Annotated in this window: 22 protein-coding genes, 1 other RNA gene and 1 pseudogene; 10 read left to right on the forward strand and 14 right to left on the reverse strand. The window is 43.0% G+C overall.

The genetic code is table 11. The annotated features are described in order from the left end of the window. Nucleotides 1-2 precede the first annotated feature (2 nt). The 5 genes from AACV12_RS08920 to AACV12_RS08940 form a co-directional block, all read right to left on the reverse strand. Nucleotides 3-1,562 carry an AbgT family transporter gene (locus tag AACV12_RS08920; protein WP_017045592.1) on the reverse strand — a complete coding sequence of 520 codons (1,560 nt, stop codon included), beginning with the start codon at nt 1,560-1,562 and terminating at the stop codon, nt 3-5. Nucleotides 1,563-1,818: 256 nt separating this feature from the next. Continuing rightward, complete coding sequence (locus AACV12_RS08925; protein WP_017045593.1) at nt 1,819-2,232, reverse strand: type IV pilus modification PilV family protein; 414 nt, start codon at nt 2,230-2,232, stop codon at nt 1,819-1,821. Further along, nucleotides 2,222-3,529: a hypothetical protein gene (locus AACV12_RS08930; protein WP_170900193.1), complete on the reverse strand. Its 1,308-nt coding sequence runs from the start codon at nt 3,527-3,529 to the stop codon at nt 2,222-2,224. The genes AACV12_RS08925 and AACV12_RS08930 overlap by 11 nt, the downstream gene beginning before the upstream one ends. Continuing rightward, a complete protein-coding gene (locus AACV12_RS08935) occupies nt 3,520-4,188 on the reverse strand; it encodes a PilW family protein (RefSeq protein WP_094164459.1) in 669 nt (222 codons plus the stop codon). Before AACV12_RS08935 ends, AACV12_RS08930 begins: the two co-directional genes overlap by 10 nt. Next, nucleotides 4,166-4,666, reverse strand: a complete 501-nt coding sequence (locus AACV12_RS08940; protein WP_170900194.1) for a GspH/FimT family pseudopilin — start codon at nt 4,664-4,666, stop codon at nt 4,166-4,168. Before AACV12_RS08940 ends, AACV12_RS08935 begins: the two co-directional genes overlap by 23 nt. A gap of 102 nt (nt 4,667-4,768) precedes the next feature. Here AACV12_RS08940 and AACV12_RS08945 point away from each other — a divergent pair, with 102 nt between their 5' ends. Continuing rightward, complete coding sequence (locus AACV12_RS08945) at nt 4,769-5,200, forward strand: type IV pilin protein (RefSeq protein WP_170900211.1); 432 nt, start codon at nt 4,769-4,771, stop codon at nt 5,198-5,200. A 109-nt stretch (nt 5,201-5,309) separates the two neighbouring features. Here AACV12_RS08945 and dnaJ read toward each other — a convergent pair whose 3' ends face one another. The 3 genes from dnaJ to grpE all read right to left on the reverse strand — a co-directional run bounded on the left by dnaJ (nt 5,310) and on the right by grpE (nt 9,590). Then, a complete protein-coding gene (gene dnaJ / locus AACV12_RS08950) occupies nt 5,310-6,452 on the reverse strand; it encodes a molecular chaperone DnaJ (protein ID WP_170889424.1) in 1,143 nt (380 codons plus the stop codon). 286 nt (nt 6,453-6,738) lie between these two features. Next, on the reverse strand, nt 6,739-8,646 hold the full coding sequence (dnaK, locus tag AACV12_RS08955) for a molecular chaperone DnaK (RefSeq protein WP_013857431.1): 1,908 nt from the start codon (nt 8,644-8,646) through the stop codon (nt 6,739-6,741). Nucleotides 8,647-8,990: 344 nt separating this feature from the next. Next, nucleotides 8,991-9,590 (reverse strand): nucleotide exchange factor GrpE, encoded by a 600-nt coding sequence (grpE, locus tag AACV12_RS08960; RefSeq protein WP_038148829.1) that lies wholly within the window; start codon nt 9,588-9,590, stop codon nt 8,991-8,993. Nucleotides 9,591-9,732: 142 nt separating this feature from the next. Here grpE and nadK point away from each other — a divergent pair, with 142 nt between their 5' ends. The 4 genes and pseudogenes from nadK to AACV12_RS08980 form a co-directional block, all read left to right on the forward strand. Continuing rightward, entirely contained in the window at nt 9,733-10,617 is an 885-nt protein-coding gene (gene nadK / locus AACV12_RS08965; protein ID WP_013857433.1) for an NAD(+) kinase, read from the forward strand. 635 nt (nt 10,618-11,252) lie between these two features. Continuing rightward, nucleotides 11,253-12,671 (forward strand): tryptophanase, encoded by a 1,419-nt coding sequence (gene tnaA, locus AACV12_RS08970; RefSeq protein ID WP_017043367.1) that lies wholly within the window; start codon nt 11,253-11,255, stop codon nt 12,669-12,671. Between the two features lie 116 nt (nt 12,672-12,787). Then, entirely contained in the window at nt 12,788-14,002 is a 1,215-nt protein-coding gene (locus AACV12_RS08975) for an aromatic amino acid transporter (protein ID WP_026028108.1), read from the forward strand. Nucleotides 14,003-14,055: 53 nt separating this feature from the next. Then, nucleotides 14,056-14,157, forward strand: a pseudogene (locus tag AACV12_RS08980) (Rid family hydrolase); the annotation flags it as partial. A 54-nt stretch (nt 14,158-14,211) separates the two neighbouring features. On the opposite strand, the gene AACV12_RS08985 reads toward AACV12_RS08980, so the two are convergent. Next, nucleotides 14,212-14,364 (reverse strand): hypothetical protein, encoded by a 153-nt coding sequence (locus tag AACV12_RS08985; RefSeq protein ID WP_170900195.1) that lies wholly within the window; start codon nt 14,362-14,364, stop codon nt 14,212-14,214. A gap of 297 nt (nt 14,365-14,661) precedes the next feature. Here AACV12_RS08985 and recN point away from each other — a divergent pair, with 297 nt between their 5' ends. Together recN and bamE are read left to right on the forward strand one after the other, a co-directional pair. Further along, complete coding sequence (recN, locus tag AACV12_RS08990) at nt 14,662-16,326, forward strand: DNA repair protein RecN (protein WP_029388392.1); 1,665 nt, start codon at nt 14,662-14,664, stop codon at nt 16,324-16,326. A gap of 144 nt (nt 16,327-16,470) precedes the next feature. Next, nucleotides 16,471-16,830: an outer membrane protein assembly factor BamE gene (bamE, locus tag AACV12_RS08995; protein ID WP_026027472.1), complete on the forward strand. Its 360-nt coding sequence runs from the start codon at nt 16,471-16,473 to the stop codon at nt 16,828-16,830. Between the two features lie 111 nt (nt 16,831-16,941). On the opposite strand, the gene AACV12_RS09000 is transcribed toward bamE, so the two are convergent. Together AACV12_RS09000 and AACV12_RS09005 are read right to left on the reverse strand one after the other, a co-directional pair. After that, entirely contained in the window at nt 16,942-17,244 is a 303-nt protein-coding gene (locus AACV12_RS09000) for an RnfH family protein (RefSeq protein ID WP_010319507.1), read from the reverse strand. Then, entirely contained in the window at nt 17,244-17,675 is a 432-nt protein-coding gene (locus AACV12_RS09005; protein WP_013857438.1) for an SRPBCC family protein, read from the reverse strand. Before AACV12_RS09005 ends, AACV12_RS09000 begins: the two co-directional genes overlap by 1 nt. Before the next feature lie 116 nt (nt 17,676-17,791). On the opposite strand from AACV12_RS09005, the gene smpB reads away from it, so the two are divergent. The 3 genes from smpB to AACV12_RS09020 all read left to right on the forward strand — a co-directional run bounded on the left by smpB (nt 17,792) and on the right by AACV12_RS09020 (nt 20,115). Continuing rightward, nucleotides 17,792-18,277: an SsrA-binding protein SmpB gene (gene smpB, locus AACV12_RS09010; RefSeq protein WP_013857439.1), complete on the forward strand. Its 486-nt coding sequence runs from the start codon at nt 17,792-17,794 to the stop codon at nt 18,275-18,277. A gap of 67 nt (nt 18,278-18,344) precedes the next feature. Further along, nucleotides 18,345-18,711: a transfer-messenger RNA gene (gene ssrA, locus AACV12_RS09015) on the forward strand. A gap of 165 nt (nt 18,712-18,876) precedes the next feature. Further along, nucleotides 18,877-20,115 carry an integrase domain-containing protein gene (locus tag AACV12_RS09020; RefSeq protein WP_170900196.1) on the forward strand — a complete coding sequence of 413 codons (1,239 nt, stop codon included), beginning with the start codon at nt 18,877-18,879 and terminating at the stop codon, nt 20,113-20,115. Between the two features lie 14 nt (nt 20,116-20,129). Here AACV12_RS09020 and AACV12_RS09025 read toward each other — a convergent pair whose 3' ends face one another. The 3 genes from AACV12_RS09025 to AACV12_RS09035 are packed head-to-tail and all read right to left on the reverse strand — an operon-like array spanning nt 20,130 to nt 26,912. Beyond that, on the reverse strand, nt 20,130-22,046 hold the full coding sequence (locus AACV12_RS09025) for an N-6 DNA methylase (RefSeq protein ID WP_170900197.1): 1,917 nt from the start codon (nt 22,044-22,046) through the stop codon (nt 20,130-20,132). Then, nucleotides 22,039-23,850 carry an AAA family ATPase gene (locus AACV12_RS09030; protein WP_170900198.1) on the reverse strand — a complete coding sequence of 604 codons (1,812 nt, stop codon included), beginning with the start codon at nt 23,848-23,850 and terminating at the stop codon, nt 22,039-22,041. The genes AACV12_RS09025 and AACV12_RS09030 overlap by 8 nt, the downstream gene beginning before the upstream one ends. Beyond that, nucleotides 23,850-26,912, reverse strand: a complete 3,063-nt coding sequence (locus AACV12_RS09035) for a type I restriction endonuclease subunit R (RefSeq protein ID WP_170900199.1) — start codon at nt 26,910-26,912, stop codon at nt 23,850-23,852. The genes AACV12_RS09030 and AACV12_RS09035 overlap by 1 nt, the downstream gene beginning before the upstream one ends. Between the last annotated feature and the right edge of the window lie 5 nt (nt 26,913-26,917).

A 26,917-nucleotide genomic window follows, 5' to 3' on the forward strand; every position in this document is an offset into this window, starting at 1 on the left:
CGCTACAAGCTGTATGTGTAAGGCGCTTGCACCCCTAGCGGAATACCAAAAGCCCAGTAAGCGAGCAGGAACAGCGTCCAACCAATCAGCATCGCAATGGAGAAAGGCATCATCATTGAAGCCAAGGTGCCAATGCCCGTCGATTTTACATAACGTTGGCAATACACCACGACTAATGGGAAGAAGACCATCAGTGGAGAGATAATGTTAGAAACCGAATCGCCCACGCGGTAAGCCGCTTGCGATAGCTCGGGAGAAATCCCTACCGCCATCAGCATAGGTACCAGAATTGGACCAATCAATGCCCATTTTGCCGAGGCCGAACCCACCAGCAAATTAACGCTAGCCGTGAGTAAAATCATCCCCACAATCGTTGCTTGGCCGGGTAAGTCCATCGCTTTTAGGCCTTCGGCGCCATACAATGCCAACATAGTACCAATATTAGACTGACCAAACGCTGATAAGAACTGAGCACAGAAGAACGACATAACTATGTATGCGCCCATCGTAGCCATGGTGCCAGACATCGCTTTTATCACGTCATTACTGTTTTTAAAGGTGCCAGCCACTCGGCCATACACAATTCCCGGAATAATAAACAAGATAAAAATCAAAGGAACGATCGACTTCATCACTGGCGCAGAAAAGGCCGTTAGCTCACCATCAGGCGAACGCAGTGCTGAGTTTTCTGGGATCAAAGCCGCTACGAGTAATGCAATACCTACCACCATTGCCCAGCCAGCAAAACGAAATGCTCTCGATTCCGTTGCGCTGAATGTTCCTAGATCTGGCGCTATTTCCGCATCTTCATCGACAGGCATATTCGCTAGACGAGGTTCAATAATTTTCTCAGTCACATACCAACCAATCGCGACGATGATCACCGAAGATAAACCCGTGAAGAAAATGTTCGCCAGCGGATTCACTATGTATTGAGGATCCAAAATTTGTGCGGCGGTTTGTGTAAAACCAGCGAGCAAAGGATCAATACCAGAAGGAATAAAGTTCGCTGAAAAGCCACCAGAAACACCAGCAAATGCGGCTGCAATACCGGCCAGTGGATGACGCCCTGCCGCATGGAAAATAATCCCACCCAGAGGAATAACCAATACATAACCAGCATCAGCAGCCGTATGCGACACTATCGCCACCAAAATCAGCATCGGTGTTAGTAGTTTCGCTGGCGTGAAATTTAGCATTTTCTTAAGGCCTGTAGTGATAAACCCTGAAGAATCAGCCACTCCCACACCGAGCATGGCAACCAGCACGATACCTAGCGGCGCAAAACTGGTGAATGTGGTCACCATATTGGCTAGAAAACTCGCGAGCGCTTTACCTGTCAGTAGGTTATTCACCTGCAATGCTTCACCCGTTCGAGGGTTGGTCAAATCAAATGTCACATTCGATAACAGTGCCGATGAAACCCAAACAATAATCAATGCCCAGAAGAACAAAATCGCAGGGTCAGGAATTTTATTTCCTGCACGTTCAATAAAATTTAAAAAGCGATCCATACCGCTCGGCTTCGGAAATGGTGCTTGTTTTACGACTTGGTTACTCATTCGTAACTCCATATGTGATGTTGCTGCTGTAGGCCTATATCAATTTATTTAGCCGACCTATTAATCGTCGGTTATTCTATAAAAAAGCCTCAACCAAAGCACAAGCTTCTACAGTTTTTTACAAAAACGGGGACATATTTTGCAAAAATAGCATTCCACCACAACAATCCAAACACATTCTTATGCTCTTTTTTCCTACAAATCAGTAACCAATTTGCAAAATCAAATATTTCATTTTTGTATAAGCATCGAGACGCTAATCAAACTCACTGAACTGCGAAATCATGGTTTTCAGCTCAACCGACTGCTTATTTCCCTGACGATCATGCCAATAGGACTCAATATAAATGGTTTTCAGTGAGCCCGATAAAGAGACCGTTGGTACTGACCAACTGAGTGTATAAAAGGGATGTGAGTGATCTTGTCCGTTGACAATATCACTATCAAAATTCGCTGGCGTGAGAGTAGAAATCGCGGCAGAAGCGCCACGGCTACGAAACCATTCCAACTTTTGTTCGGCCAAATGTAGTGCTTCGATACTATGAACGGCAAAATCCGCCTTTTGCTCAACCAACACTTGCAATTTGACCAAACCCAGTGCCCCAACACCAATTAGAACAAACGATATCATCACTTCTATTAGGCTAAATCCTTGCTGCTTAGAGATCATTCCATGAACCTTTTTGCCATCTAGGTGGAACCGAAAAGGAAAAGCTGTTTTCAATATCACTGTTATATTGCAAACGTAGCGAGTTATAAAATAGTGCTATCTGACCTTGGGTATCAAAGGCCATTCCTCCGGTAAATTGAAAAGATCCCGACTGTAAGTAGGTAGCGTGCTTTGGCGTCAAGGTGGTAGCGCTGCCGTACAATGTTTTTATCGGTGCATCAAAATTAGCATTGAGATCCGCGATGAGTTCAGTATCAAATCCATTCCAATTTGCCGTATCAGCGGCAAATCCACTGTTAAAGTGAAAGAGCACCCCTTGAATGCTGCCACTCCCTCGAATCCCTAATACACCATTATGCACCAGCAAAAAAAGGTAAGTTCCAGGATGAGCATTTTGTATGGTTGACATTGTATCAATCGATGCTTGGTTAAGTTGACAACTGCCATCAATCCATACTTGATTCGGCTGACCAAGAACCAAAGCACCTTTAAATTTCGAAACACAATCAACATCACCACTGGTCATTGTGTAACTCAAGAACTTAAATTCAGTATCGTCGCGTGCTTTTTCCCATTCTCCCCGTTCGTAACCAAAGAGATCTTTAAATGGGTTTAGCGTTTCATCTCGGTAAATATCATTTTTGACATCGACTGCTTCATAAAGACCGCGACTATTTTTCCAAATACCGCTTTGTGAACTACTGTTCGTTTTATGCGTCGGCGCGCAATCGGCACTATTGTCAAAAACAGCGCTTGGTTTTTGAATAGCACTCCCAACACCATTATTTGTCACTCCCGCCGTAGCAATAACATATTTAGCAACGGCGATAGCCGCGCATTCATATTTCCCATCACTATTTTTGGGCCCGGGATCTGGTGGAGAAATAAGTGTAGAGCCAAACACTATTAAGTCTGAAGTAGAACGAATGGCTCCTGGACTTCTCCCACGTTGAAACAGAATGTTCTTTTTCAACGTCGTCATTTGATACTGGGACATAAGTGTACTGGCGTTAGTAGGGTCTGCAGAGAGGTACGTTAACTCTAAATCGACACACAAGGTATTGAGGTTGTTGGGAATTGAACTATTTTTATTGTTCATAATATGGCTATAACCACACTCAAGCCCCCCTTCTGCTCGCCAATGCTGTTGCCTCGCTTGCACCTCATTTTGTGCTCGTTTGATCTGAAAAAAGAGCGAACGGTAGGAGCCTAATGCCACCACTAAAGCGAGCACCAACAAAAGCGTGGTGATCAATAACGTTACAGCGCCTTGCTGAGCTTGCTTCATTACTGCCAATTCCTTTGTTTTATTGCCACTCCAAATGATGTTGATACACGGCTATCCCCCACCAACTCTGCTGCCATAGAGATCGTCATGTAGGCTGAGCTCACACCATTCGCCGCTAATGATGCTCGCTGGACTTGAAAATGAGTCACATTAATCTGGTTAGTATCAAAAATAGCAGAGCAACCAGCCGTCGCTTGGGAAACGGTTTTGGCCCCAGAAATCACAGACGTCGGCCTGTCACAGACACCCAACGCGCCAGAAGTCATGACAAACCCAACATTTCTGATCTGTTTCGTTGCCCCCGTATCATCAAGGTATGCATACGCGAGCGTTGATTGGTCGGCCGAAACAAAAACGATATCATCGCTATCCAATAACGTGAGTGAGTTACCATGACCGCCATCATAACCTGCACGTTGAATATCTTGTTTGAGGTATTGCAGCGCGCCCGTCACTTGTTGCAGTAGCAGTAGCTCCTTGCCTCTTTCGGTCGCTACCTTCTGTCCAGTAATGAATACGGAGCCGATAATGGCTATCGCAATCAAGCCAAGCATGGATGCCACCATGAACTCAATTAACGTTGCCCCCATCTGCTTGGTTTCAGCGATATGAGCTTTATAGGTATGCTTTTTTGCTCTCGGTATGTTAGCTGCACTGCTTAAAACCAAAATAGTCTCCTCCATTACCACATAGGCGCATTCGTCCTGAAGGTCTATAGGTCGTGAATTTGAGTGCACCTTGGTGTGTTGAAAAATCAAGGCTCCCATTTACAGCTCGGCCATTAATGGCTTCAAAATGGATCTGATTTGACGGGTAATTCACCCCCAATTCAATATTTCGATAAGGTTGCCCCGATAGCGATGAAATCACTTGCCCCCCGGGATAGGTTCCTGAATTAGTCAGCACGATTTGCCATTCACCTTGGCTATTAACCGAACCCGACATGACAATATGCACCCATAGCGGCTGCTTTCTCATTACTGCTTCCGAACGGGCGCTCATCATCAAGCCATTAATCTCACCCGCTAAACGTTGCATCTTTTGCGTATCACTGACTTGTTTGAAATTGGGAGCCGCTATCGTGAGTAAAATAGACAAAACGGAAACCGTGATAAGCAGCTCAAGTAAAGTAAACCCGCGAGCCATTTCCCAAATTCCTATGTAATTAAAATATGAAACAAAATTCACCTTGCGCGAATGCTATCACCTAATAAAAATAGCGGGTAAATCAACAAGGAACTCCACGTGATGATTCGAAATTCTAAATGCAACAACCACAACCGGCAGTCGTTCGGGATGACATTGATCGAATTATTGATTGTGGTTGTGATTATTGGCGTACTGTCTGCAATCGCTTATCCAAGTTATACCAAGCACGTTTTAAAAGGACACCGAACCACCGCTCTCGCCGATATGGGGAGAATTCAACTGGAACTGGAGCATCACTACGATAAGGGTTATGACTGGAGCGGGATCATTTCAGGGGGAAATTGCGTCATCTGTGAAAGCGATGCTGAACGCTATCAGTTTTCAGTCGCCAGCTCCGCAACCAGTAGCTACACCATCACCGCGACGGCGCAGAGCACCAGAGGCCAAGACAAGGATGAGTGCCTTACCAGCGATAAGGTCATGACATTGAAATCAACCAACGAATCCGCACCAAGCGCATGCTGGAAATAGAACACCACAAAGGTTCAGTTTGTGAGGGGAGGACAAAGTCATCCTGTATCTGGAACGAATAAGGCCTGCATTGCAGGCCTTATTGGATAGATAATAATTCAACAGTGAATTAGCTGGTTAAATCATCGAAGAACTTTTTCACGCCATTAAAGAAACCTTCCGATTTAGGCTTATGCTTATTTGCCGCTTCACCACCGCAAGTTTCTTCAAATTCACGTAATAGTTCTTTTTGACGCGTGCTCAGTTTCACTGGTGTTTCAACCACGAGTTTGACAACCAAATCACCGATCGCCCCACCGCGTACGCCTTTCACACCTTTACCACGCATACGGAACATGCGCCCTGTTTGCGTCTCTTCTGGCACTTTCAAGTTTACACGACCATCGAGTGTTGGAACTTCAACTTCACCGCCAAGTGCCGCCATAGCAAAACTTACAGGGACTTCACAGTATAAGTTGTTGCCATCACGTTCAAAAATGTGGTGCTCTTTGACGTGAACTTGTACGTACAAATCCCCCGCTGGAGCGCCCATTTCTCCCGCTTCACCTTCGCCAGATAAACGAATGCGATCGCCCGTATCCACACCGGCTGGAATTTTAACATTAAGCGTTTTGGTTTTTTGCTTACGCCCCTGTCCATGACACACGTTACATGGGTCTTTAATGATCTTACCTTTACCATGGCAAGTCGGACAGGTTTGCTGTACAGCAAAAAATCCTTGGCGCATCTGTACTTGACCGTGACCATGACAGGTTCCACACGTTTGCGCAGACGAGCCTTTCTTCGCGCCAGTACCTTCACAAGAATCACAATGGACCAGTGTTGGCACTTCAATCTCTTTCGAACAACCACGAACGGCCTCTTCTAAAGACAGTTCCATGTTGTAACGCAAGTCAGCACCACGTTGTGCACGCGCTTGACCACCGCCCCGACGACCACCACCGAAAATGTCACCAAAGACATCACCGAAGATATCGCCAAAATCAGCACTGCCGCCACCAAAGCCGCCACCGCCCATTCCGCCTTGTTCAAAAGCAGCATGACCGTACTGATCATAAGCCGCTTTCTTTTGCGAATCGGTTAAAATTTCATACGCTTCTTTTACTTCTTTAAACTTGTCCGAAGCGCTGTCATCCCCTTGGTTTCTATCAGGGTGAAACTTCATTGCTAGGCGCTTGTACGCCTTTTTAATATCGCGCTCAGAGGCATCTCGGCCTACGCCTAATACTTCGTAAAAATCACGTTTTGACATCTTCTTCGTCACCAATTTGTTACCGCAAACGACACGCTGCCGCTTGGTGTTTATATCGACCTAACTAATGGCTCTAGATTCTAGTGAATTCAAACTAAAAAGACACTGTTAGTTAGATGGACACCAATGAGTTTTCATTAATTACAGACATACGGGCGTAAGAGTTACCCCAAACGCCCGCATCATACCGTTGATTTCATTCTTCTCTTAGAGAAGTTAGGGTGGGTTAAACTCGCGAGCCACCCAACCCTAGCCCTCCCCGCTTAAAAGGAGGGAACTCAATCAATTACTTTTTGTCTTCTTTGACTTCTTCAAACTCAGCGTCAACAACATCGTCTTCTGCAGACTGTTGTTGGCCTTCACCCGCTTGTTGTGCTTGAGCTTTTTGCTGAGCGATCTCCATCAGTTTTTGAGCAGCAGCCATAAGCGCTTGAACTTTAGCGTCGATCGCTTCTTTGTCTTCACCTTTCTTCGCTTCTTCAAGCTCAGTAATGGCCGCTTCAATCTTCACTTTATCGTCAGCAGGAAGAGCATCACCCGCTTCTTCAATTTGCTTACGAGTACCGTGAATCATTTGGTCCGCTTGGTTACGTGCTGTCGCTAACTCTTCGAACTTTTTGTCCGCTTCTTTGTTTGCTTCAGCTTCTTGGACCATTTTCTCGATTTCAGCATCGCTCAAACCGCCAGACGCTTGGATAGTGATCTTCTGTTCTTTGCCTGTTTGTTTATCTTTCGCAGACACGTGCAAGATACCATCCGCATCCAAGTCAAACACAACTTCAATTTGTGGCATGCCACGTGGTGCAGCTTGAATACCTTCTAGGTTAAATTGACCTAGCGATTTGTTGTACATGGCTTGCTTACGCTCACCTTGTAGAACATGGATCGTTACTGCATTTTGGTTGTCTTCAGCGGTAGAGAATACTTGATTCGCTTTAGTTGGAATCGTTGTGTTTTTCTCAACCAACTTAGTCATCACGCCACCCATTGTCTCGATACCGAGAGACAGAGGCGTTACGTCAAGTAGCAGTACGTCTTTTACTTCACCCGCAAGCACACCACCTTGAATGGCCGCACCAACAGCAACCGCTTCATCTGGGTTAACATCTTTACGCGCTTCTTTGCCAAAGAATTCAGCCACTTTCTTCTGAACCATAGGCATACGAGTCTGACCACCCACTAGGATAACGTCAGTGATGTCGCCGACAGACAAGTCTGCATCAGCCAACGCCACTTTTAGTGGCTCAAGCGAACGCTGAACAAGGTCCTCCACTAGAGATTCTAGTTTCGCACGTGTCACTTTCACGTTCATGTGCTTAGGACCAGCAGCATCAGCGGTGATGTAAGGCAAGTTCACATCTGTTTGTTGCGCTGATGACAACTCAATCTTCGCTTTTTCTGCGGCTTCTTTCAGACGCTGCATCGCAAGTGGATCAGTTTTTAGGTTGATGCCTTGCTCTTTTTTGAACTCATCAACGAGATAGTTGATCATGCGGTTATCAAAGTCTTCACCACCAAGGTGTGTGTCACCGTTAGTTGCTAGAACTTCGAATGTTTTCTCGCCTTCAACTTCATCGATCTCGATGATTGAAATATCAAATGTACCACCACCAAGGTCGTATACCGCGATAACGCGATCGCCACCTTGTTTGTCCAAACCATAAGCAAGTGCAGCCGCTGTTGGTTCGTTGATAATACGTTTTACTTCAAGGCCTGCAATACGACCTGCATCTTTCGTTGCTTGACGTTGTGCATCGTTAAAGTATGCAGGAACCGTAATAACGGCACCAGTAACTGGCTCACCAAGAAAATCTTCAGCTGTTTTCTTCATTTTCTTCAGAACTTCAGCTGAAACTTGAGGAGCGGCCATTTTTTGGCCTCTTGCTTCAACCCAAGCATCGCCATTATCAGCCTTCACGATTTTGTAAGGCATGATTTCAATATCACGTTGAACTTCTTCGTCTTCAAAACGACGACCGATCAAACGCTTAATTGCAAATAGCGTATTGGTTGGGTTTGTTACCGCTTGACGTTTTGCAGGCTGACCTACTAGCGTCTCACCATCTGTATATGCAATTACCGATGCAGTTGTACGTTCACCTTCAGCGTTTTCAATAACGCGAGGTTTGTCGCCATCTAAAACAGCAACACAAGAGTTAGTAGTACCTAAGTCAATACCAATGATTTTACCCATCAGGCTATCTCCAAATAAATTCTATTTTTGTTTTATGCTACCCCCTATGTGGGGGAGGGAGAACAGGGTTTCAACCCTTACTCACAAACTAAACAAGGATGTTCGTTTCTCGTATGCCCAATAAATAAGGTCACTCAGCACCTTTTCAAGGGCAAAATTGAAAAAAGTTATGATATTTCGACTAAACAGCGTAAATAACGACTTTTTCAATCCCGAAATCACTTAATGAAGGTTTCTATCTCGACATTAATCGATTTCGACATAAAAAAGAGAGGCGACGTACACCTCTCTTTGGCACTGAATAAATTAACGCCAATAAAGCATTTGGCTTATTTCGCAACTCTTTACTTTGATACCATGACCATCGCAGGGCGAATCACTCGGCCATTCAACTCATAGCCCTTTTGCATCACAAACATCACAGTGTTAGGTTCATGATCTGGGCTCTCTTGAATTGACATTGCTTGGTGCAGTTCTGGGTTGAATGTTTCGCCTTCAGGATTAATCTCTTTCAGGCCAAACTTTTCAACTACGCCAATGAAAGTTTTGTGCGTCAGTTCCACACCTTCCACCAGCGGTTTCACTACTTCGTTCTCAGCGTCAGCAGCTTGAATCGTGCGCTCTAGGTTGTCTAACACTGGCAACAACTCTTCAGCAAAACGGCTCAACGCATATTTACGCGCTTTATCGATCTCTTGCTCTGAACGGCGGCGCATATTTTCAACTTCCGCTTTCGCTCTTAGCACCGAGTCTTTTTGCTCTTGAATTTTTGCTTCGCTCGACAGTAGCGCCGCTTCTAATTGCGCAATTTGGGACTCTTTCTCATCGACTTCAACTTGTTCGTTCCAATCGATATCCGCGTCAGTACCAACGACTTCAGCTTCTTGACCCACTACTTCTTGCTGTAGTTCTTCTTCTTTGATTTTGTTTTCTTCGTTGTTCATGATATCTCCAGAATCCAACTATTTTGCGCTTAACCTCCACAGTTCAAAAAGTTAAGCACACAAAAATTCGCACAAAGGCATAACTTGCCCTTATTATGGGGATGAACAATCCTGATTCAAGCCTAATTAGTTTGGAAAATTTATGAAAAAACCATTTGAAGTGATCGCTATCATTGGAAAACCAAGAGATCAACAAGCCATTCAAACACATAAAGAGCTTTACCAATGGCTAACTTCAATGGGATATCCGGTCTTTATTGATGATCGTCTCAGTGAAATATTGGAAGGTGTACCTGCGGAACATTTCGCTAGCCTGCTTGAAATCGGCAAAAAAGCAGACCTTGCGGTTGTGGTTGGGGGCGATGGCAATATGCTCGGTGCCGCACGCGTATTATCACGCTTCGACATTTCCGTGATTGGGGTGAATCGTGGCAATTTAGGATTTTTGACCGATCTCAACCCAGAAGATTTTCAACCAAGGCTACTTGCAGTACTCAATGGCGAATATTTAGAAGAACAACGCTTCTTACTGGAAACAGAAATTCATCGCCACGGGCAAGTCAAAAGCCATAATGCAGCGCTTAATGAAGCCGTATTACACCCCGGCAAAATTGCACATATGATTGAATTTGAAGTCTATATAGATAATAGCTTCGCTTTTTCTCAACGCTCTGATGGCCTTATCGTTTCTACCCCAACGGGCTCTACCGCTTATTCACTTTCTGGCGGCGGGCCGATTTTATCTCCCAGTTTAAACGCCATTACACTGGTCCCCATGTTCCCGCATACCCTTTCAAGCCGCCCCTTAGTTGTGGATGGCAACCGCCAGATAAAACTGCTGGTTTCGCCTGATAATCGCGGAACACAGGAAGTTAGCTGCGATGGACAAGTATCCCTACCGGTTTCCCCCGGTGATGAAGTGCATATTTACCAAAGCCCAAATATTCTAAAGCTCATTCATCCTAAAGATTACAGCTACTATCACGTGCTAAGAAAGAAACTGGGTTGGTCGAGTAAATTGTTTTAAACCAACCTCTTCACCTTCTATTGACTGTCGACCTCGATTAATAATATCGAGGTCTTTTTTACAGGGAATCATTAATATTTAATGGGTTTTAAAATTTCTATTTATTTTCCATCATAAATTTACTTATCCTATAGCTGATTATTTGTGAGCCATGATTTATTCCATATTCAAGTTAAGGACTTCGATCACAATTATTATTTCTATCAATTTACTTACTGATCAACTTGGTTAAGAATCGTTCCATCAGTCAACCAGCTATAACTCACCACGGATTTAGATATGAGTAAAAATCTAAAAATTCAAGATAAGTTATGGTCAAGCTCCCTAGCTTGGTACACGCACGACTATCAAATCTCAATTTTACCATCTTTTGCACACGCCTAGCCTGCTTGGTTGTTTCTGCATTCTTTCGAATCCATTAAACAATCAACATCAACACTAAATCTATTTATATCGTTTTTCGATGCTTGCATTCATCTTTATTAATTTAAAGTTGTTGCTTGGTTATTCTCAAATAGATTTATTTCACTCGAATTTTATCGCTAATTATTTGGCGCGATATTTTGCACTCTAAATATATAAAGAGTGCTGACTAATATCGCCTGACGAAATTTAAATTATTCAAAGGTATTATCATGGAAAACTTTAAACACTTACCAGAACCCTTCCGCATTCGTGTTGTTGAACCAGTAAAACGTACAACACGTGAATATCGCGAAGAGGCCATCCTTAAAGCGGGTATGAACCCATTCCTTATCGATAGTGACGATGTATTTATTGACCTTCTCACTGACAGCGGCACAGGCTCTATTACTCAAAGAATGCAAGCAGCAATGCTAATGGGTGACGAAGCTTACAGTGGCAGCCGCAGCTACTATGCGCTGGCGAATGCGGTGAAAGATATCTTCGGTTATGAGTTAACTATCCCAACTCACCAAGGCCGTGGTGCAGAGCAAATCTATATTCCTGTTCTAATTAAAAAGCGTGAGCAAGAAAAAGGCCTAGACCGCTCAAAAATGGTGGCGCTGTCTAACTACTTCTTCGACACCACTCAAGGTCACACTCAGGTTAACTGCTGCGTGGCGAAAAACGTCTATACCGAAGATGCGTTCGATACATCTGTCAATGCAGATTTCAAAGGTAACTTTGATATCGCGAAACTGGAAATGGCGATTGAAGAAGCAGGGCCTGCGAACGTGCCTTACATTGTCAGCACGATTACTTGTAACTCTGCCGGTGGTCAGCCTGTCTCTATCGCTAACTTAAAAGCGGTATACGAGATTGCTCAACGCTACGATATTCCTGTCATCATGGACTCTGCGCGTTTTGCTGAGAATGCTTACTTTATTCAGCAACGCGAACCGGGTTATCAAAATTGGACTATCGAAGAAATCACTCGTGAAACCTATAAATACGCAGATGGTTTAGCCATGTCAGCGAAGAAAGATGCAATGGTTCAAATGGGCGGTCTGTTGTGTTTCAAAGATGAATCGATGATGGACACTTACACAGAGTGCCGCACGCTTTGTGTGATTCAAGAAGGTTTCCCTACTTATGGTGGTCTTGAAGGTGGTGCAATGGAGCGTCTTGCTGTCGGTCTATACGATGGCATGCGTCAAGACTGGCTAGAGTACCGTATCGGTCAGGTTCAGTACCTTGTTGATGGCCTAGAAGCCATTGGGGTTGTGTGTCAGCAGGCTGGCGGCCACGCAGCATTCGTTGATGCAGGCAAACTATTACCTCATATCCCTTCGCATCAATTCCCAGCCCATGCTTTGGCCTGTGAACTCTACAAAGTAGCAGGTATTCGCGCGGTGGAAATCGGTTCGTTACTATTAGGCCGTGATCCTGCAACGGGTAAACAACACCCTTGTCCTGCTGAGTTGTTACGCCTAACCATTCCTCGTGCTACTTACACCCAAACGCACATGGACTTTGTTATCGAAGCATTTGGGAAAGTAAAAGAGAATGCCCACAACGTAAAGGGACTCGATTTCACCTACGAGCCACAAGTGCTACGCCACTTCACAGCCCGTCTAAAGGAAGTTGAATAATCACTAACTAAAGCGCGCCTAATTGGCGCGCTATTTCCTTCTAAATTGAGCAAAACAAAATCTATAAATTTAGCGGGCTTTTTCCTCAACATGAAACTTAAACAAGAGTAACGATTATGAACAATAATCCATCTTTAGTAGGCGGAGCTTGTATCATAGCAAGCGTCTGTGTCGGAGCCGGAATGTTAGGGTTACCGAGTGCGGGAGCAGGCGCTTGGACGACTTGGTCTCTTATCACAATTACCTTCACTATGATCATGATGACACTCTCGGGTTGGATGCTATTGGAAGCATTCAAGCGTTACGATCTTAAAGTGTCTTTCAACACTGTGACCAAAGACATCCTTGGCGATAACGTCAACCGAATTAATAATTTAGCAGTTTATTTTGTCGGCGGTATCTTACTTTATGCTTACATCACATCTTCAGGTTTAATTCTAGAAGGTGTTTTAGGCATCAATAACAAAATCACATCAGTCCTGTTTGTTGCTGTTTTCTCTCTTTTCGTTTGGCACTCTACTCGAGCAGTCGACAGGATCTCTATTGTTCTTATTGCCTTTATGGTACTGAGCTTCGTATTTGGTGTTTCTGGTTTAGCCGTTAACATAGATACTAGCGTACTTTTCGACCGCATTAACGAAGAATCCAATTATGCCCCATACGCTATGGCAATGTTACCTGTGGCCTTAACCTCATTTGGTTATCATCACTCAGTGGCCAGTATGCGTTCTTACTATGGGTGTGAGCATCGCGCAAAATACGCCATTTTGGGCGGTACCGTTATCGCGCTATGTCTGTACTTCCTGTGGATGGCCAGTATTTACGGTAACCTACCACGTAGCAATTTCGGCCCAGTGATTGCCCAAGGTGGTAACGTTGAAGTTCTGTTAGCAGCGTTAGGCTCTGTGATTGATTCAGACAAGGTATCGCACGCAATCAATACCTTCTCAATGGCAGCCATTCTTTCTTCGTTCATCGGTGTAGGCTTAGGTGTTTTTGATTTTCTGGCAGACCTGTTTAAATTTGAAGACAACAAACAAGGTCGCACTAAAACGTGGCTAGTGACATTTATTCCACCACTCACCCTTTCTTTATTGTTCCCTTTCGGCTTTATTCTGGCGATTGGCTATGCGGGTGCTGCTGCAACAATCTGGGCTTGCTTAATTCCAGCGTTATTGGCTCGTAAATCACGCACTTTAGAAGGTGGTCAAGAAGGATTTATGGCACCGGGTGGCAACGCAATGATCGGCATGCTGATCTTATTTGGTATCGCAACCGCAGTATTCCACTTTATGTCAATGATGAACCTATTACCGACATTCAGCGGTTAAGTCAGTTTCACTACACCAATGGCAACCCACTAATGACGAGAATTACGATGGTCTTTGAAAGCCACCAAGCCTCTTTTCCAGCGCGCTCATGCGTTGAAGTTGCTCGCCTGCCTATGGATGCGAAAGTGGAAATTGAAGTGATAGCGACCAAGTAAGCGCTATTCTCTAGATGATAAAAAAGACGCATCAAGCGTCTTTTTTATGTGAATTTATGCAATGTAGATTAACCCTAGCAAACCAACTACGGCGATTGTCGCGCCAAACACCATGACACTCGATAGTTTGTCAGCCAATGTCGATTGGGATTTACCTTTTTCAGAGGTGCTTTTCTTTTCTAATAGCGAAAGAAGTGCTGAGTTCATGATTTACTACACCTTGTTACATTGTATACAGGTTGCGTATTCTATCTTTTTTGTGAACCTCGTCAAACTATTTAATGAACATTTAATAATCAATTCAAAACTAATTAACCCCATCGAATGAAGTAAAATTCACTAGAAAGCCAGAGCTATCAAGCAACATAAATCACTTCCTGTCGCATGCACTAAACTCAGCGCAGTTTACAATACTCATAGTTTTCTGACAGGCATCTTTACTGTATAAAAAAACAGTTTATACTGTTCACTTATACAGTGTTATTTGATTATATAGGTACAGAAATGCTGGCTCATTTAAGTGTGAATAATTTTGCTATTGTTAAATCATTGCAGTTAGAGCTTTCCAAAGGAATGACTACCATTACTGGCGAAACCGGTGCGGGTAAATCCATTGCAATTGACGCGCTCAGTTTATGCCTTGGTGGCCGTGCGGAAGCAGGAATGGTCAGGCAGGGTGAAGAAAAAACCGAAGTCAGCGCCGCCTTTATTTTGGACAATAACCTCAACGCCACGCGCTGGTTGGAAGACAATGACTTGCTCGACCAAAAAGAGTGTATTTTACGCCGAATCATCACCAAAGATGGCCGCTCTCGTGCCTTCATCAATGGCAGCCCTGTGCCTCTTTCACAACTCAAAGCTCTAGGTCAATTACTGATCAACATCCACGGTCAACACGCCCATCATCAACTGATGAAAAGTGAGTATCAAATGAGCATGCTGGACCAATACGCAGGTCACGTGAATCTTGTCAAAGAGACACGCTTAGCCTACCAAATGTGGCGTCAAGCAGATAACCAGCTCAATCAACTCAAAGAAAATAGTCAACAAAACCAAGCTCAAGTTCAACTGCTGGAATATCAAATCAAAGAGCTCAATGAATTGGCGATTGGTGAAGAAGAGTTCACCGAACTCGAACAAGAGCACAGACGTTTAGCCAACAGTGGCGAGCTTGCTACCACTTGCCAGCAAGCCATTGAACTTATTTATGAGGGGCAAGAAGTCAATGCGCTAAGTTTGCTGCAGTCAGCCAACCACGCCTTGCTTGAACTGGCCGAGTTAGATGAAAAACTTGCCACCTTACCCAACATGGTGGCTGAAGCCATCATCCAACTCGAAGAAGCCAACAGTGAATTGCGAAACTATCTGGACAGTATCGATGTCGATCCTGAACGTATGGCTTATGTAGAAGAACGTTACTCTAAAGTGATGTCCATATCGCGCAAGCACTACATCGCTCCTGAAACGCTTTACCACCACCACCAAGATCTGCTCAAACAAATAGCGCAACTTGACTGCTCTGAAGATAAATTACAAGAACTGGAAAGTAACGTTGCCAAACAGTATCAGCAGTTTGCAACCTGTGCCGACAAACTGCATAAGTCTCGTAGCCGTTACGCGAAAGAGCTAGATAAATTAATCACCAATAGCATGCACGAACTGAGCATGGAAAAAGCCAAGTTCTGCATCGAAGTTAATCATGAAACAACGCATCCATCACCACTGGGTTTTGACACCGTAACTTTCTTAGTCTCAACCAACCCAGGTCAACCACTGCAGCCTATCGCTAAAGTCGCGTCAGGCGGAGAGCTGTCACGGATATCTCTAGCAATCCAAGTGATCACCGCTCAAAAAGTAGACACTCCTAGCCTTATTTTTGATGAGGTCGATGTCGGTATCAGTGGGCCAACTGCTGCGGTAGTCGGAAAAATGTTAAGAACATTAGGTGAATCAACTCAAGTACTGTGTGTGACTCACTTACCACAAGTGGCAGGCTGCGGGCACCAACAACTGTTTGTCAGCAAGCAAGCCAAAGCTGGAAAGACAGAAACACAAATGAAACGGTTAGACAATGAACAACGCGTCGCTGAACTTGCTCGCCTTTTAGGGGGTAGCCAAATCACCGAATCTACCCTTGCTAATGCGAAAGAACTGCTGATCGCCGCCTAAGCTGACATTTTTCTTTTTAGGTTTGCAACCAAACTCAAAATTTGCAGTCTCAACTAGCTCGTAGCTCAGTCTATTTTTTACTTCTGCTGCGAGCTTGTTTATTATCAGTCCAGTTTTACGACCTATTGGCAAAGAATTTTGAATATGCAGTTAAAAAAGTGGTTAATCGCAGTCCCTTTAGCAATGACAATGCTGACTGGATGCTCTTTATTAGAAAAACTCGTTTATCGTATTGATATTAACCAAGGCAACTACGTTGAACAGCAAGCCGTCGATCAACTCAAGTTCGGTATGAGCAAAGAACAGGTTAGGTTTGTCATGGGGTCGCCGATGCTTATTGAAAACGGTTATCCCGATACTTGGTATTACATTTATCACCACACGGAAGGCCACAAAGAATCGATACAGAAAAACCTGATTGCGACATTTAATACCGCAGGTGCTTTGATGGAAATCAGTGGCGACTACCCTCCTAGCGAACGGTTTTTTGAAGGCGTAAACTGAACGAAAACACGTTCAAACAAATGATACCCAAAGTGCACCTCACAATGAGTGACACTAACGGACAGGGCTCATAACGAGCCCTTTATCTTGCACCCAATACCGCAGCAACGTTTACTGTTGCGCTTTTGCCTGCTCGGCTCTCTTGCGACGGATCTCTTTAGGATCGGCCAATAACGGACGATAAATTTCGATGCGATCACGGTCTCTGACCGTCGAATCTAGCTTAACGTTACGACTAAAAATCCCGACCTTATTTTTTGATAAATCAATCTCTGGGTAGAGCTCAAGCACACCGGACTGTTGAATTATCGTTTCGACGGTTGAGTTTTTGTCTACCACCAAATTCAGTACTCTTTGCTCATGAGGCAATGCATAGACTACCTCAACATGGATCATCTCAGATTCAATACTCATTACTGATACACCTGTTTCGCTCGTTTGGTAAATGCGTTAACCATATTACTAGTCAATTCATTGAATATCTTGCCAAAAGCCAATTCCACCATTTTGCTCGAAAATTCAAACTCCAGTTTAAGTTCAACCTTGCAGGCCTGTTCATCAAGTGCAGTAAAATACCAACCGCCTTTTAAAGCCTTAAAAGGACCATCGACCAAATTCATCAAAATAGCTTCACTGGCCACCAACACATTCGACGTTGTGAACGTCTTACTTATCCCTGCCTTTGAAACATCCACCGAAGCCACCATCGACAAATCGGAAGATTCAATAACGCGAGAACCAGAACAACCTGGCAAAAATTCAGGATAACGAGCAACGTCATTCACGAGATTAAACATTTGTTCTGCACTAAAAGACACTAAAGCAGAACGACTGACTTGCTTCATATTCTCTCCTCATCACCACCGAAAGAGTCTGGTGTGTAACAATTTTACTTTTATTCTTATCCTACGCAAATAAAAGGATTTCCTAAGCTCAAACCAAACCGTATAATGCCGCCACTATGGTAAAGAAAAAATCAAACTCAAAAGCAGGTAGCAATACCATTGCTGTAAATAAAAAAGCTCGCCACGAATACTTTATCGAAGATGAAGTAGAAGCTGGCATGGAGCTCCAAGGCTGGGAAGTCAAATCTCTTCGTCAAGGCAAAGCTAATATCGCAGAAAGCTACGTTTTCATGCGAGACGGAGAAGCCTTTGTTTCCGGAATGACAATAACGCCACTGCAGCAAGCATCCACTCACGTGGTTGCCAACCCAACTCGCGTGCGCAAGCTGTTAATCAGCCGCCGTGAACTGGACAACCTTTATGGACGCATCAACCGTGAAGGCATGACACTTATCGCACTATCACTGTATTGGTCTCGCTCTTGGGTGAAAATCAAAATTGGTGTAGCGAAAGGTAAAAAACTGCATGACAAACGTGATGATTTAAAAGAAAAAGATTGGGCAAGAGAGAAAGCACGCGTAATGAAGAGCTCATTGCGTTAATCTTGACCACTTAGACGCAGAAAGCTAGACAGACAAAGGTTTTCTGGTAGTATGCGTCAACACACTTGGGGCTGATTCTGGATTCGACGGGAATTTTGCAGTCTGAGGTGCATGCCGTGGGGCGGTTTGCCACGTTAAAAGCCGCAAAAAAATAGTCGCAAACGACGAAAACTACGCACTAGCAGCTTAATAACCTGCCAAGAGCCTTTCTGCCCTAGCTTCCGCTCGTAAGACGGGGAACAACAGAGAGTCAAAACCAAACAAGCTCGTGCCGCGTCTCCCGCCTGAGAGACAAAGCATTAAAACTAATTCAGGATAGCCATTAGATAGCGTGTCGGTTCGCAGTTTGATGGTGAAATTAAAGATCGAATAAGCATGTAGTACCAATGATGAATGATTTTCGGACGCGGGTTCAAATCCCGCCAGCTCCACCAAATCATAGTTTAAAGACGTCCTAGGGCGTCTTTTTTCTTGCTCGCAATAACGTAAAATCAACAACTTAGCATCCAACAACGTCCAATGCGATTTCATAGCAGCTTTGATTTTTAGGTACACTACAAGGTACACTGATTTTATCGTGTTAATCTGGTGTACCCATCATGGCAAAAAACACAGTAAAGCTGACAGATAAAGAGATCAAAGCCTCCAAACCTAGAGAGAAAGAATATAATCTTTTCGATGGTGATGGCTTGCGACTTAGAATCAAACCTAACGGTTCAAAGCAGTGGATCTTCAACTACTATCGCCCCACAAACGGTAAACGAGCTAACTTAAGCTTTGGAATGTACCCAGACATCTCCCTTTTACAAGCAAGAAAAAGCTTACTTTCTGCCAAAGAGCTAATCGCACAAGGTATCGATCCACAAGACGATCGAAAACGCCAACAACAAGTTCATAAAGAGATCCATGAGCACACCTTTGAGAACGTCACGAAAGATTGGTTTGCCATCAAACAGCATGATGTGACACCGGATTACGCCCTCGATATCTGGCGCTCATTGGAACTTCATATCTTTCCGCACATTGCCAACAAACCGATAAAAGCGATCACCGCACCAGAGATCATAGAACTACTCAAACCGATTGAAGCCAAAGGTAGCCTAGAAACCGTCAAACGCTTAACACAGCGACTCAATGAAGTGATGAACTTCGCCACTAACTGCGGTCTTATCCAGGCCAATCCATTAACTGGCATCAAAGCCGCATTTAAGAAGCCAAAAAAAGAAAATATGGCGGCACTGACACCGGCAGAGCTGCCCGAACTCATGAGCGCGATTGCTAATGCCAGTATCAAACGCACTACGCGTTGTTTACTTGAATGGCAATTGCATAGCATGACGCGCCCTGCGGAAGCATCCGGTGCACGTTGGAATGAAATTAATTGGGATGAGAAAGTTTGGACCATTCCAGCTGAAAGAATGAAAAAAAGAAGAGAGCACCGCATACCGCTCACTGAGCAGATGCTGGCGCTATTGGAAGTAATGAAACCGATAAGTGGCCATCGCGATTTTGTTTTTCCGTCGGATAGAGACCCGAAAAAGCCCTGCAACAGCCAAACGGCAAACATGGCACTCAAACGTATGGGTTTTGCTGGAAGGCTGGTTAGTCACGGCTTGCGCTCTCTAGCGAGTACCACACTCAACGAGCAAGGCTTTGATCCCGATTTGGTAGAAGCAGCGTTGGCCCACGTTGACGATAATCAGGTCCGCAGTGCATACAACCGTACTGACTACCTTGAGCGCAGAAAGCCAATGATGTGCTGGTGGAGTGGGCATATAGAAGAGGCCGCCAAAGGCAGCCTATCTGTGACAGGAACTAAGCAGCTACGTGCCATATAGATAACCAAAAAATTCTATTCTTTAAGAGCCTTTTCATTAATTGACTCCGTTGAGATGGTTCCAATGTTTTGGCTAAAATCGGCTAACAGGCTTTGTATCTTACTCTTACTTTCTTCAATAGAAGTAAACCAGTCACTCAATTCCCTTTGTTTTTCGAGACTAGGTAAAAAAACTTCAACTTCATATAACTTATTGATAGAAATAAACTTCTGTGCAGTCCCTGTTGCCAAATTGTTCAAGTCTAGGCTTTTTAAAACATGAGCTAAGTAAGGCAAATATACCCTAGTCGTATCCAATAGTTCTAAGCTTATCGCATTACTAGTTAACCAATAAGGTTTAGATGAAAAGTGTATGTTTCCGCAGTATGCTCCTACCTTTCCAATTACGATTGAATTTCCAGGTCTGTTGGGGTCTAGGTAATATCCTATTATCCCATTTCCTCCATACACAGGAAATGATCCCTTGTTTTCGACGTCATCTTTATTGAGATTCTTTCCACTTCTGAGTTTACAAATATCTTTTAACTTAATCTGATATATATACTTAAACTCGAGATTTCGAGACATATGATCGAAGTGATTTTCGATTGATGTCATCAAGGCTAACTGTTCTCTTTTCAATGAAGCGATCATTTTCTGTTTGTCGAACTTAAAGCCAGCTTCTTTCTTAGGTAAAGAAAATGAAAGGTTAAGTGTCTTATCTTGTAGTAAAGACTCCTTACTTATTAAACAAGAATGCTCACTAACTTCTCTACGTTCGTACAATGACGTAAAGTCCTCAAAATCAGAGTCAGTAATTGAGTTTACCTTACTCAAAGGTTTGTCCGTTCTTAACTCATAAAACCATATGTCTTTTTCTGACACGGTATTATCAAAAAACAAAACACTAACTTTAACTCCAGAGTATGGCGCTAACGTACCTTTGGGAAGGCTTAGAACCGTATGTAGATTAAATTGCGTTAGCAACTGTCGCTTTAGTTCATCTAGATGTGATGCATTGCCGAATAAAATGCCATCTGGAATAACTATTGCAGCCCGTCCCCCTTTTGCCAACTTATCCATCGTATGCTTAAGAAACATCGCTTCAAGACTGCCACTATAACCGTGATAGTAATATTCATACTTAGTTAACTCGTTAACTTTTCCGAACGGCACTCCCGATATGACAAAATCGTATTGCTGACAATCTCTATCTAACAATGAGTCAGATATCGATACGCCACCAATATCGATATCGTTTAGAAGTAAGTTCAACGCCCCTATCAAATGCGCGAATGGACTTAGATCATTACCAATAAAACTTAAACCATTAAAGCAGCTCTTATCCTTCGCGTGTTTTTTTGCCTCAACAAAAACCCCACCAGTTCCCATAGCAGGATCGTAAACAGTAGCTAGTGGTTTAGGGTTTAAAACACTGATCATCGCCTTAATCAATGGTCTTGGAGAATAATAGGCACCTGATGAACCTGAATCTTTCACCATATTGAACAATAAACGGTCAAAATCTACTTCAATACCTTCGGATAAGTCCAACTCTTCCAATCTATGTATAACCAAACCTAAGATTTTCTTTGACCTAACTCGAAAAGGTATCTGATCTAAAATGTTTTCGATTTTTTTCCAGTTATTACGAGAGAAAACACTATGAGATAATTTATTTTCACTAAAACGACTGTTAACTACTACATGATTTAATTTATCTCTTAATGCATAAAAATCAATCACTAAACCATCTTTTGAAAAATCATTTAGATCGAAAAATAAGTTCCTAAATGAGTCTATGTAATTTTCTTTTGATATCTCATTTGAGGCCACCTCGTGAGTATACCTAACTAATAGTAATAAAGCTAATTGCTCAACCGCATCAATAGCATTATTTATGCCCGTATCCTTTCTAATGAGCTCAATGATATTTATCAATTTATTATTCATTAGTTTTCACCAAATAATTGTACATTTCTACAATATCTTCACTAATTTCTTCTTTAGGTATTCGATTAACAAACGCTTGTGTCTTATTAGAACAAAAACCAACCTCATCTTTGACATAAGGGTCTACTAAATCTTTAACTAAATTAGACTCAATTGATGCCAACTTATCGTTATATTTTCCATTAGTATCGTAATCGCCTGGATTACCTTCAGATAACCCCGTTTTTCTACCTAGATCAAATATCTCATTAAGATCAGAAACGTTGTTCGCAAGAGCTGTTGGGCTAACCAGGTAGTGCTTGATTTCTCTTCTTTTCCAAGAAAGTAAATGGGATGTTAGTTTGTTCTTATTGAACTTTTTAGTACCATTGTTTTGAACTAACAATTTACATTTTTCAGTACCAATATTATTCAGAAGATACTCATCCCTGTCACATATGAGGTACACATTCTTTGTATTATGTAAATGCCCTTCTAAATATCCTACAAAGTTATCAAGCCGTTTTATTTTTGCATGACCAAACACTTGAGCATCTTTTTCAAAACCAGATTCTTGCTTTATAACAATGAACTTATTAAGAAAAGAAATCATCTGTGCTTTTTTTTCTTCTGTTTCAGCTAGTTTTCTTATAGCTAGTTGTTTGAAAATAATCCAATCATCTTCATCATCCATAAAAACAATATTTTCTGCGATCGACATTGCTTTAAGTTGTGTATTATTGATTTCTGACAATTCTTTAAGTCTAGAGGCAAGATAGCTTATTTTTTCTCCAGATTTTATTTCACCTTTCTCAACAACCTTAAGCTTATCTATGCCAGATTTAGAAATTGAATCTATTAAGTGAGTTGTTGTAAGAGCTCTACCGCTTATCTTATTGAATGTGGTCCATAGATGGTCAATATTTTTATAATGGAGATGTGAATCTGCTTCATCAAACAAAAACAAAGTATTTTCTCTATCAAAAAGATCAACTAAAGCATATAGAAAAAGTAGTTGGTACTCACCATCGCTCAAATCTTCCAAACGTAGTGGCTTACTTTCTTCACCTGAGGAGCCATTCACTTTCAAAAATTCAAGGTTTAAACTTTTTTTAACTACAAAGTAATCGTTATCTGCAGCTTGTGTAAAAAACATGATTTTTGAATCAAAAGAGGTATGTTCATCGGTCTCAAAGGACACATTGGATAACCCGCTTTGAGACAACTGAATCGTTTTCAATTCTAGAGGCTGACTAAAATCGTAACTATCATCCACTAATGTGTTAATAAAGTTGCTCAGGGTTAGATGATAGGCCTTGCTGGTCATGACGTCGCTATTACCTTGAGCTTCTTCTTTTTGAGCTTGCTCTACTAAGCTCACATATGCTTTATCAACTTTAATATCAAAAGTAATTTTTGTTGAACCATCTTCTTCAAATTCGTTTTCAACAACATAGTCATTGTGACATAAGAATTTTCGGACCAAACCGTTTTGGTTACCAGTAGTAGATAAAAAGACCAGTAATTTTGCCAACGATTTATCATAGTAAAAACAATCCAAGCTTAGTGCTCTTTTATCTTTACGCTCATTATTTAAGTAGTGAGCAAAGCGCTCAGAGTAACTTTCATTTTGACCAGACGAAAAACACACAACCTTAAAGTCTTCGTATAACGAGCCTTTAAGTTTTTCATCAAATATAGACTTTAATATCGTTGACTTCCCTGAGCCATTCCCACCTATGAATGTAGCGATTTTATCAAACTCGATCTGCTGTGCTTCTTTATAAAGAACATTAGGTGGTAGAGGAAGTGAAATAGTTGCCATCAATAATGCTCCTCAATATAACCATACGCCTTGGCGAACAGTTCTTTGTCTTTTCCTAAACCAAACTGAGCAAGTGTCAGCAACAGTGCCTTTTGAATCTCTCTTGGGCCACTGTTCGAGCTCTGCCAACCTTTAAATCGTTTAGCTTTTACAATCTTGTCTATCTGCTCTACTACATCGCCGATTAGCTTAGGCGTGCTTTCTGGTCGAGTTTCTAAGAACAGCTTGGTAAGCGCTTGTTTGTTATCTTCTTGGGTTACTGGTGAGTCGCCCGTTTCACGTTCGGCTTGCACAGTATCTTTGGCCGTATCAAGCAGCCCTTTTAACCAGTCTATTGCTTTGATGACACCTGCTTCATAATCTTGGCGTAATTTCTCTAAGCGCTCACCGAGAGCGATAAACTTAGGGTTACCGCTGCCACGCAGACGGCCCATTAGATCAATTTCTAACTGGCTCGCGCGCTTCTCTTGCTCTTTCTCAGTCAACGTGAAGATAGCGTGCTCATCCATGATTAACTCATCAATATCATCGCGAATACGATTGATATCTGTATGCTCGTGAATCATCTTGATGGTTTCTGGACCTAAAGCAGCCCATACAAGTGAGCCTGTCTGCCCTACTGGGCGGACTGATTCATAGATTTGAACCAACCACTTATAATCCGCTCGATAAGGCGTTAAGAACACATCTGGGTTAATCGCCGACCATAACTTAGCTAATACACCAAAAGAGGCTGCAAACTCATCACGCTTCTCGTTAGTTGGTAAGCAAGCTTGTGCTGCCATAATACCTTCAAAGCCATCGATGGTTCTGTCGACATTAGGGAAAAAGCTTAAGCACTTATCTAGTTGAGCGGGCAGTAGCTCTTTAAAGGCCTCGATGCCTTCTACCACACCATCGATCTCTTCAGGATCGTAAGCGAGCGCGGTACGCAAGTTCTCAAACACGCCTAAATAATCAATGATGAGGCCCATTTGCTTACTAACATTATCCGTCTCGTACAAACGGTTAGTACGACACATTGCTTGCAACAAGGTATGGTCACGTAATGGCTTATCTAAGTACATGCAGTAACAAATAGGCGCATCAAAGCCAGTCAACAGTTTTGCGGTTACAATCAGCAATTGAAGTGGTTGTTTTGGATCTTTGTAATCCTCAATCAGGCTCTTCTGCTTTTGGTCATTACCATCAATCTCTTGCCAACGTTCAAAGTCGGACTCTTTGATAGGCAGCTCAAGGTCTTGCTTCCATTTACGCCAGTCCTTGTTAACCTTGCCTTTCTTACTTGCGTCTTCATCTTTGATTGGTGCTTGGTCGACGTTCATGACCACTTCTACCGCATCAAAGCCTAGTTTCTTACCGAGTAAATAATACATCTGAACACAGGCATCTCGGTCATAGACCACAACCATGCCTTTCATCTGCTTCGGCTTTACATGGCTTACAAAGTGATTGGCAATATCTTCGCTTACTGCCGCCATGCGTTTTGGCGCCTTCAACATAATCGCTAAGCGGCCAGCACGTTTAGACAATGCCATTTTCTCATCATCATCTAGGTCGTTGTCTTTGACCATTTGTTCAAAAGCTTCATCAATCGCTGCACGATCTACACGAAGCTCAGCCAAACGAGGCTCAAACTTCACTGCATTGGTCGCTTTATCTCGTATGGATTGCTTATAGCTGTAGCGGTTCATATAACGCCCTTCATCCTCTTCAGCACCAAAGAGTTTGAAAGTATTGCGGTCGATACCAGAAATCGGCGTACCTGTTAGGCCATAGAAGTGAGCATGAGGTAGCGCCCAGCGCATTTTATCGCCGAGCGAACCTTCTTGAGTACGGTGCGCTTCATCCACCAGCACGATAATGTTGTCACGACTATTTAGACCGTTTTCATTGCTCTCATCGATTTCGACATCTTTAAACTTGAAGACTGTGGTGATCAAAATGCCGCGGCTATCTTGTTCTATGTGCTCACCAAGCTTTTTACAGCTTTGTACTTTGATGAGGTTTTTAACATCCGCTCCACCAAAGGTTTCATTGATTTGGCTATCGAGATCTCGACGGTCTACCACAATCAAGACGGTTGGATTTTTCAATTTGTTATCAGCACGAAGCATTCGAGCGGCATAGAGCATAAGCAAAGACTTACCTGAACCTTGGAAGTGCCAGATAAGCCCTTTTTTCGGATAGCCTTTTTTTACACGCTCAACAATTTGCTTTGCGGCTTCAAATTGTGGATAACGTGGCAGAATTTTTATGCGCTTGGGTGGTGTGTCTTTACCTGTTTTGACGGTCGAAAACAGCGCAAATGACTCTAGCATTTGCAACAAGGTTTCTGGATTCAGCAAGCCTTCACAGCTATCAAGCACGGTGGCTAAGCTTGCTGGAATTTCATCTCGCTGGTCGGTTTTATACCATGGCCCCCAGTCTTTCACTCGCGCATTAATTGCACCATAAGCAAAGGTGCGACCTTCAGAAGCAAAACACAAAAGGTTTGGTACAAAGAAAGGTTCAACATTTTTCCAATAGTGCTTTTGGCCGCCCATAAAATCAGCAGCGCCATCTTGCCAGGTGACACTTGGACGAGTAGCGGATTTTACTTCCCCCACCACCAGCGGAATACCGTTCACATACAGAACGATATCGAAGAACACCTCTGTCGCGGCAATAAAGTGCACCTGCTGCGCAACAACAAAGTGGTTGTTTTCAGGGGTATCAAAGTCAATTAGCTTGATAGTGATATGGTCGCCGTTCTCACCAAACGGTAGGCTTTTTTCTGCCATTAACCATTCATGAAAGTTTTCGTTGGCTTTGACTAAGCCTGTATGTTTTGCTTCCAACATCAAGCCACGAAGTTTGTAAATCACCTCATCAGCATAATCAGGATTGTTGCCAATATCAGGATTTAACGAACAAAGCGTGTCTTTAAGCCAGGTATCAACGAAGATATCGTGTGTTTGCTTAGGCAAACTCTCACCATGGCAGTAATTCCAGTTAACACCGCTTAAACTTTTTAAACGGTCAATTATTCCATCTTCAGTGACTGCTTGTTCGTTAAACATTTACA

Source organism: Vibrio sp. 2-2(8) (assembly GCF_963888495.1).
Lineage (GTDB): Bacteria > Pseudomonadota > Gammaproteobacteria > Enterobacterales > Vibrionaceae > Vibrio > Vibrio anguillarum.

Coding starts and splice junctions, on each gene's coding strand:
- AACV12_RS08920 (WP_017045592.1), bottom strand. CDS start 1,562: ATGAGTAACCAAGTCGTAAAACAAGCACCATTTCCGAAGCCGAGCGGT.
- AACV12_RS08940 (WP_170900194.1), bottom strand. CDS start 4,666: ATGGCTCGCGGGTTTACTTTACTTGAGCTGCTTATCACGGTTTCCGTT.
- tnaA (WP_017043367.1), top strand. CDS start 11,253: ATGGAAAACTTTAAACACTTACCAGAACCCTTCCGCATTCGTGTTGTT.
- AACV12_RS09030 (WP_170900198.1), bottom strand. CDS start 23,850: ATGGCAACTATTTCACTTCCTCTACCACCTAATGTTCTTTATAAAGAA.
- AACV12_RS08985 (WP_170900195.1), bottom strand. CDS start 14,364: ATGAACTCAGCACTTCTTTCGCTATTAGAAAAGAAAAGCACCTCTGAA.
- AACV12_RS09020 (WP_170900196.1), top strand. CDS start 18,877: ATGGCAAAAAACACAGTAAAGCTGACAGATAAAGAGATCAAAGCCTCC.
- smpB (WP_013857439.1), top strand. CDS start 17,792: ATGGTAAAGAAAAAATCAAACTCAAAAGCAGGTAGCAATACCATTGCT.
- AACV12_RS09025 (WP_170900197.1), bottom strand. CDS start 22,046: ATGAATAATAAATTGATAAATATCATTGAGCTCATTAGAAAGGATACG.
- AACV12_RS08945 (WP_170900211.1), top strand. CDS start 4,769: ATGATTCGAAATTCTAAATGCAACAACCACAACCGGCAGTCGTTCGGG.
- nadK (WP_013857433.1), top strand. CDS start 9,733: ATGAAAAAACCATTTGAAGTGATCGCTATCATTGGAAAACCAAGAGAT.
- recN (WP_029388392.1), top strand. CDS start 14,662: ATGCTGGCTCATTTAAGTGTGAATAATTTTGCTATTGTTAAATCATTG.
- grpE (WP_038148829.1), bottom strand. CDS start 9,590: ATGAACAACGAAGAAAACAAAATCAAAGAAGAAGAACTACAGCAAGAA.
- AACV12_RS09005 (WP_013857438.1), bottom strand. CDS start 17,675: ATGAAGCAAGTCAGTCGTTCTGCTTTAGTGTCTTTTAGTGCAGAACAA.
- dnaJ (WP_170889424.1), bottom strand. CDS start 6,452: ATGTCAAAACGTGATTTTTACGAAGTATTAGGCGTAGGCCGAGATGCC.
- AACV12_RS08925 (WP_017045593.1), bottom strand. CDS start 2,232: ATGATCTCTAAGCAGCAAGGATTTAGCCTAATAGAAGTGATGATATCG.
- dnaK (WP_013857431.1), bottom strand. CDS start 8,646: ATGGGTAAAATCATTGGTATTGACTTAGGTACTACTAACTCTTGTGTT.
- AACV12_RS09035 (WP_170900199.1), bottom strand. CDS start 26,912: ATGTTTAACGAACAAGCAGTCACTGAAGATGGAATAATTGACCGTTTA.
- bamE (WP_026027472.1), top strand. CDS start 16,471: ATGCAGTTAAAAAAGTGGTTAATCGCAGTCCCTTTAGCAATGACAATG.
- AACV12_RS09000 (WP_010319507.1), bottom strand. CDS start 17,244: ATGAGTATTGAATCTGAGATGATCCATGTTGAGGTAGTCTATGCATTG.
- AACV12_RS08975 (WP_026028108.1), top strand. CDS start 12,788: ATGAACAATAATCCATCTTTAGTAGGCGGAGCTTGTATCATAGCAAGC.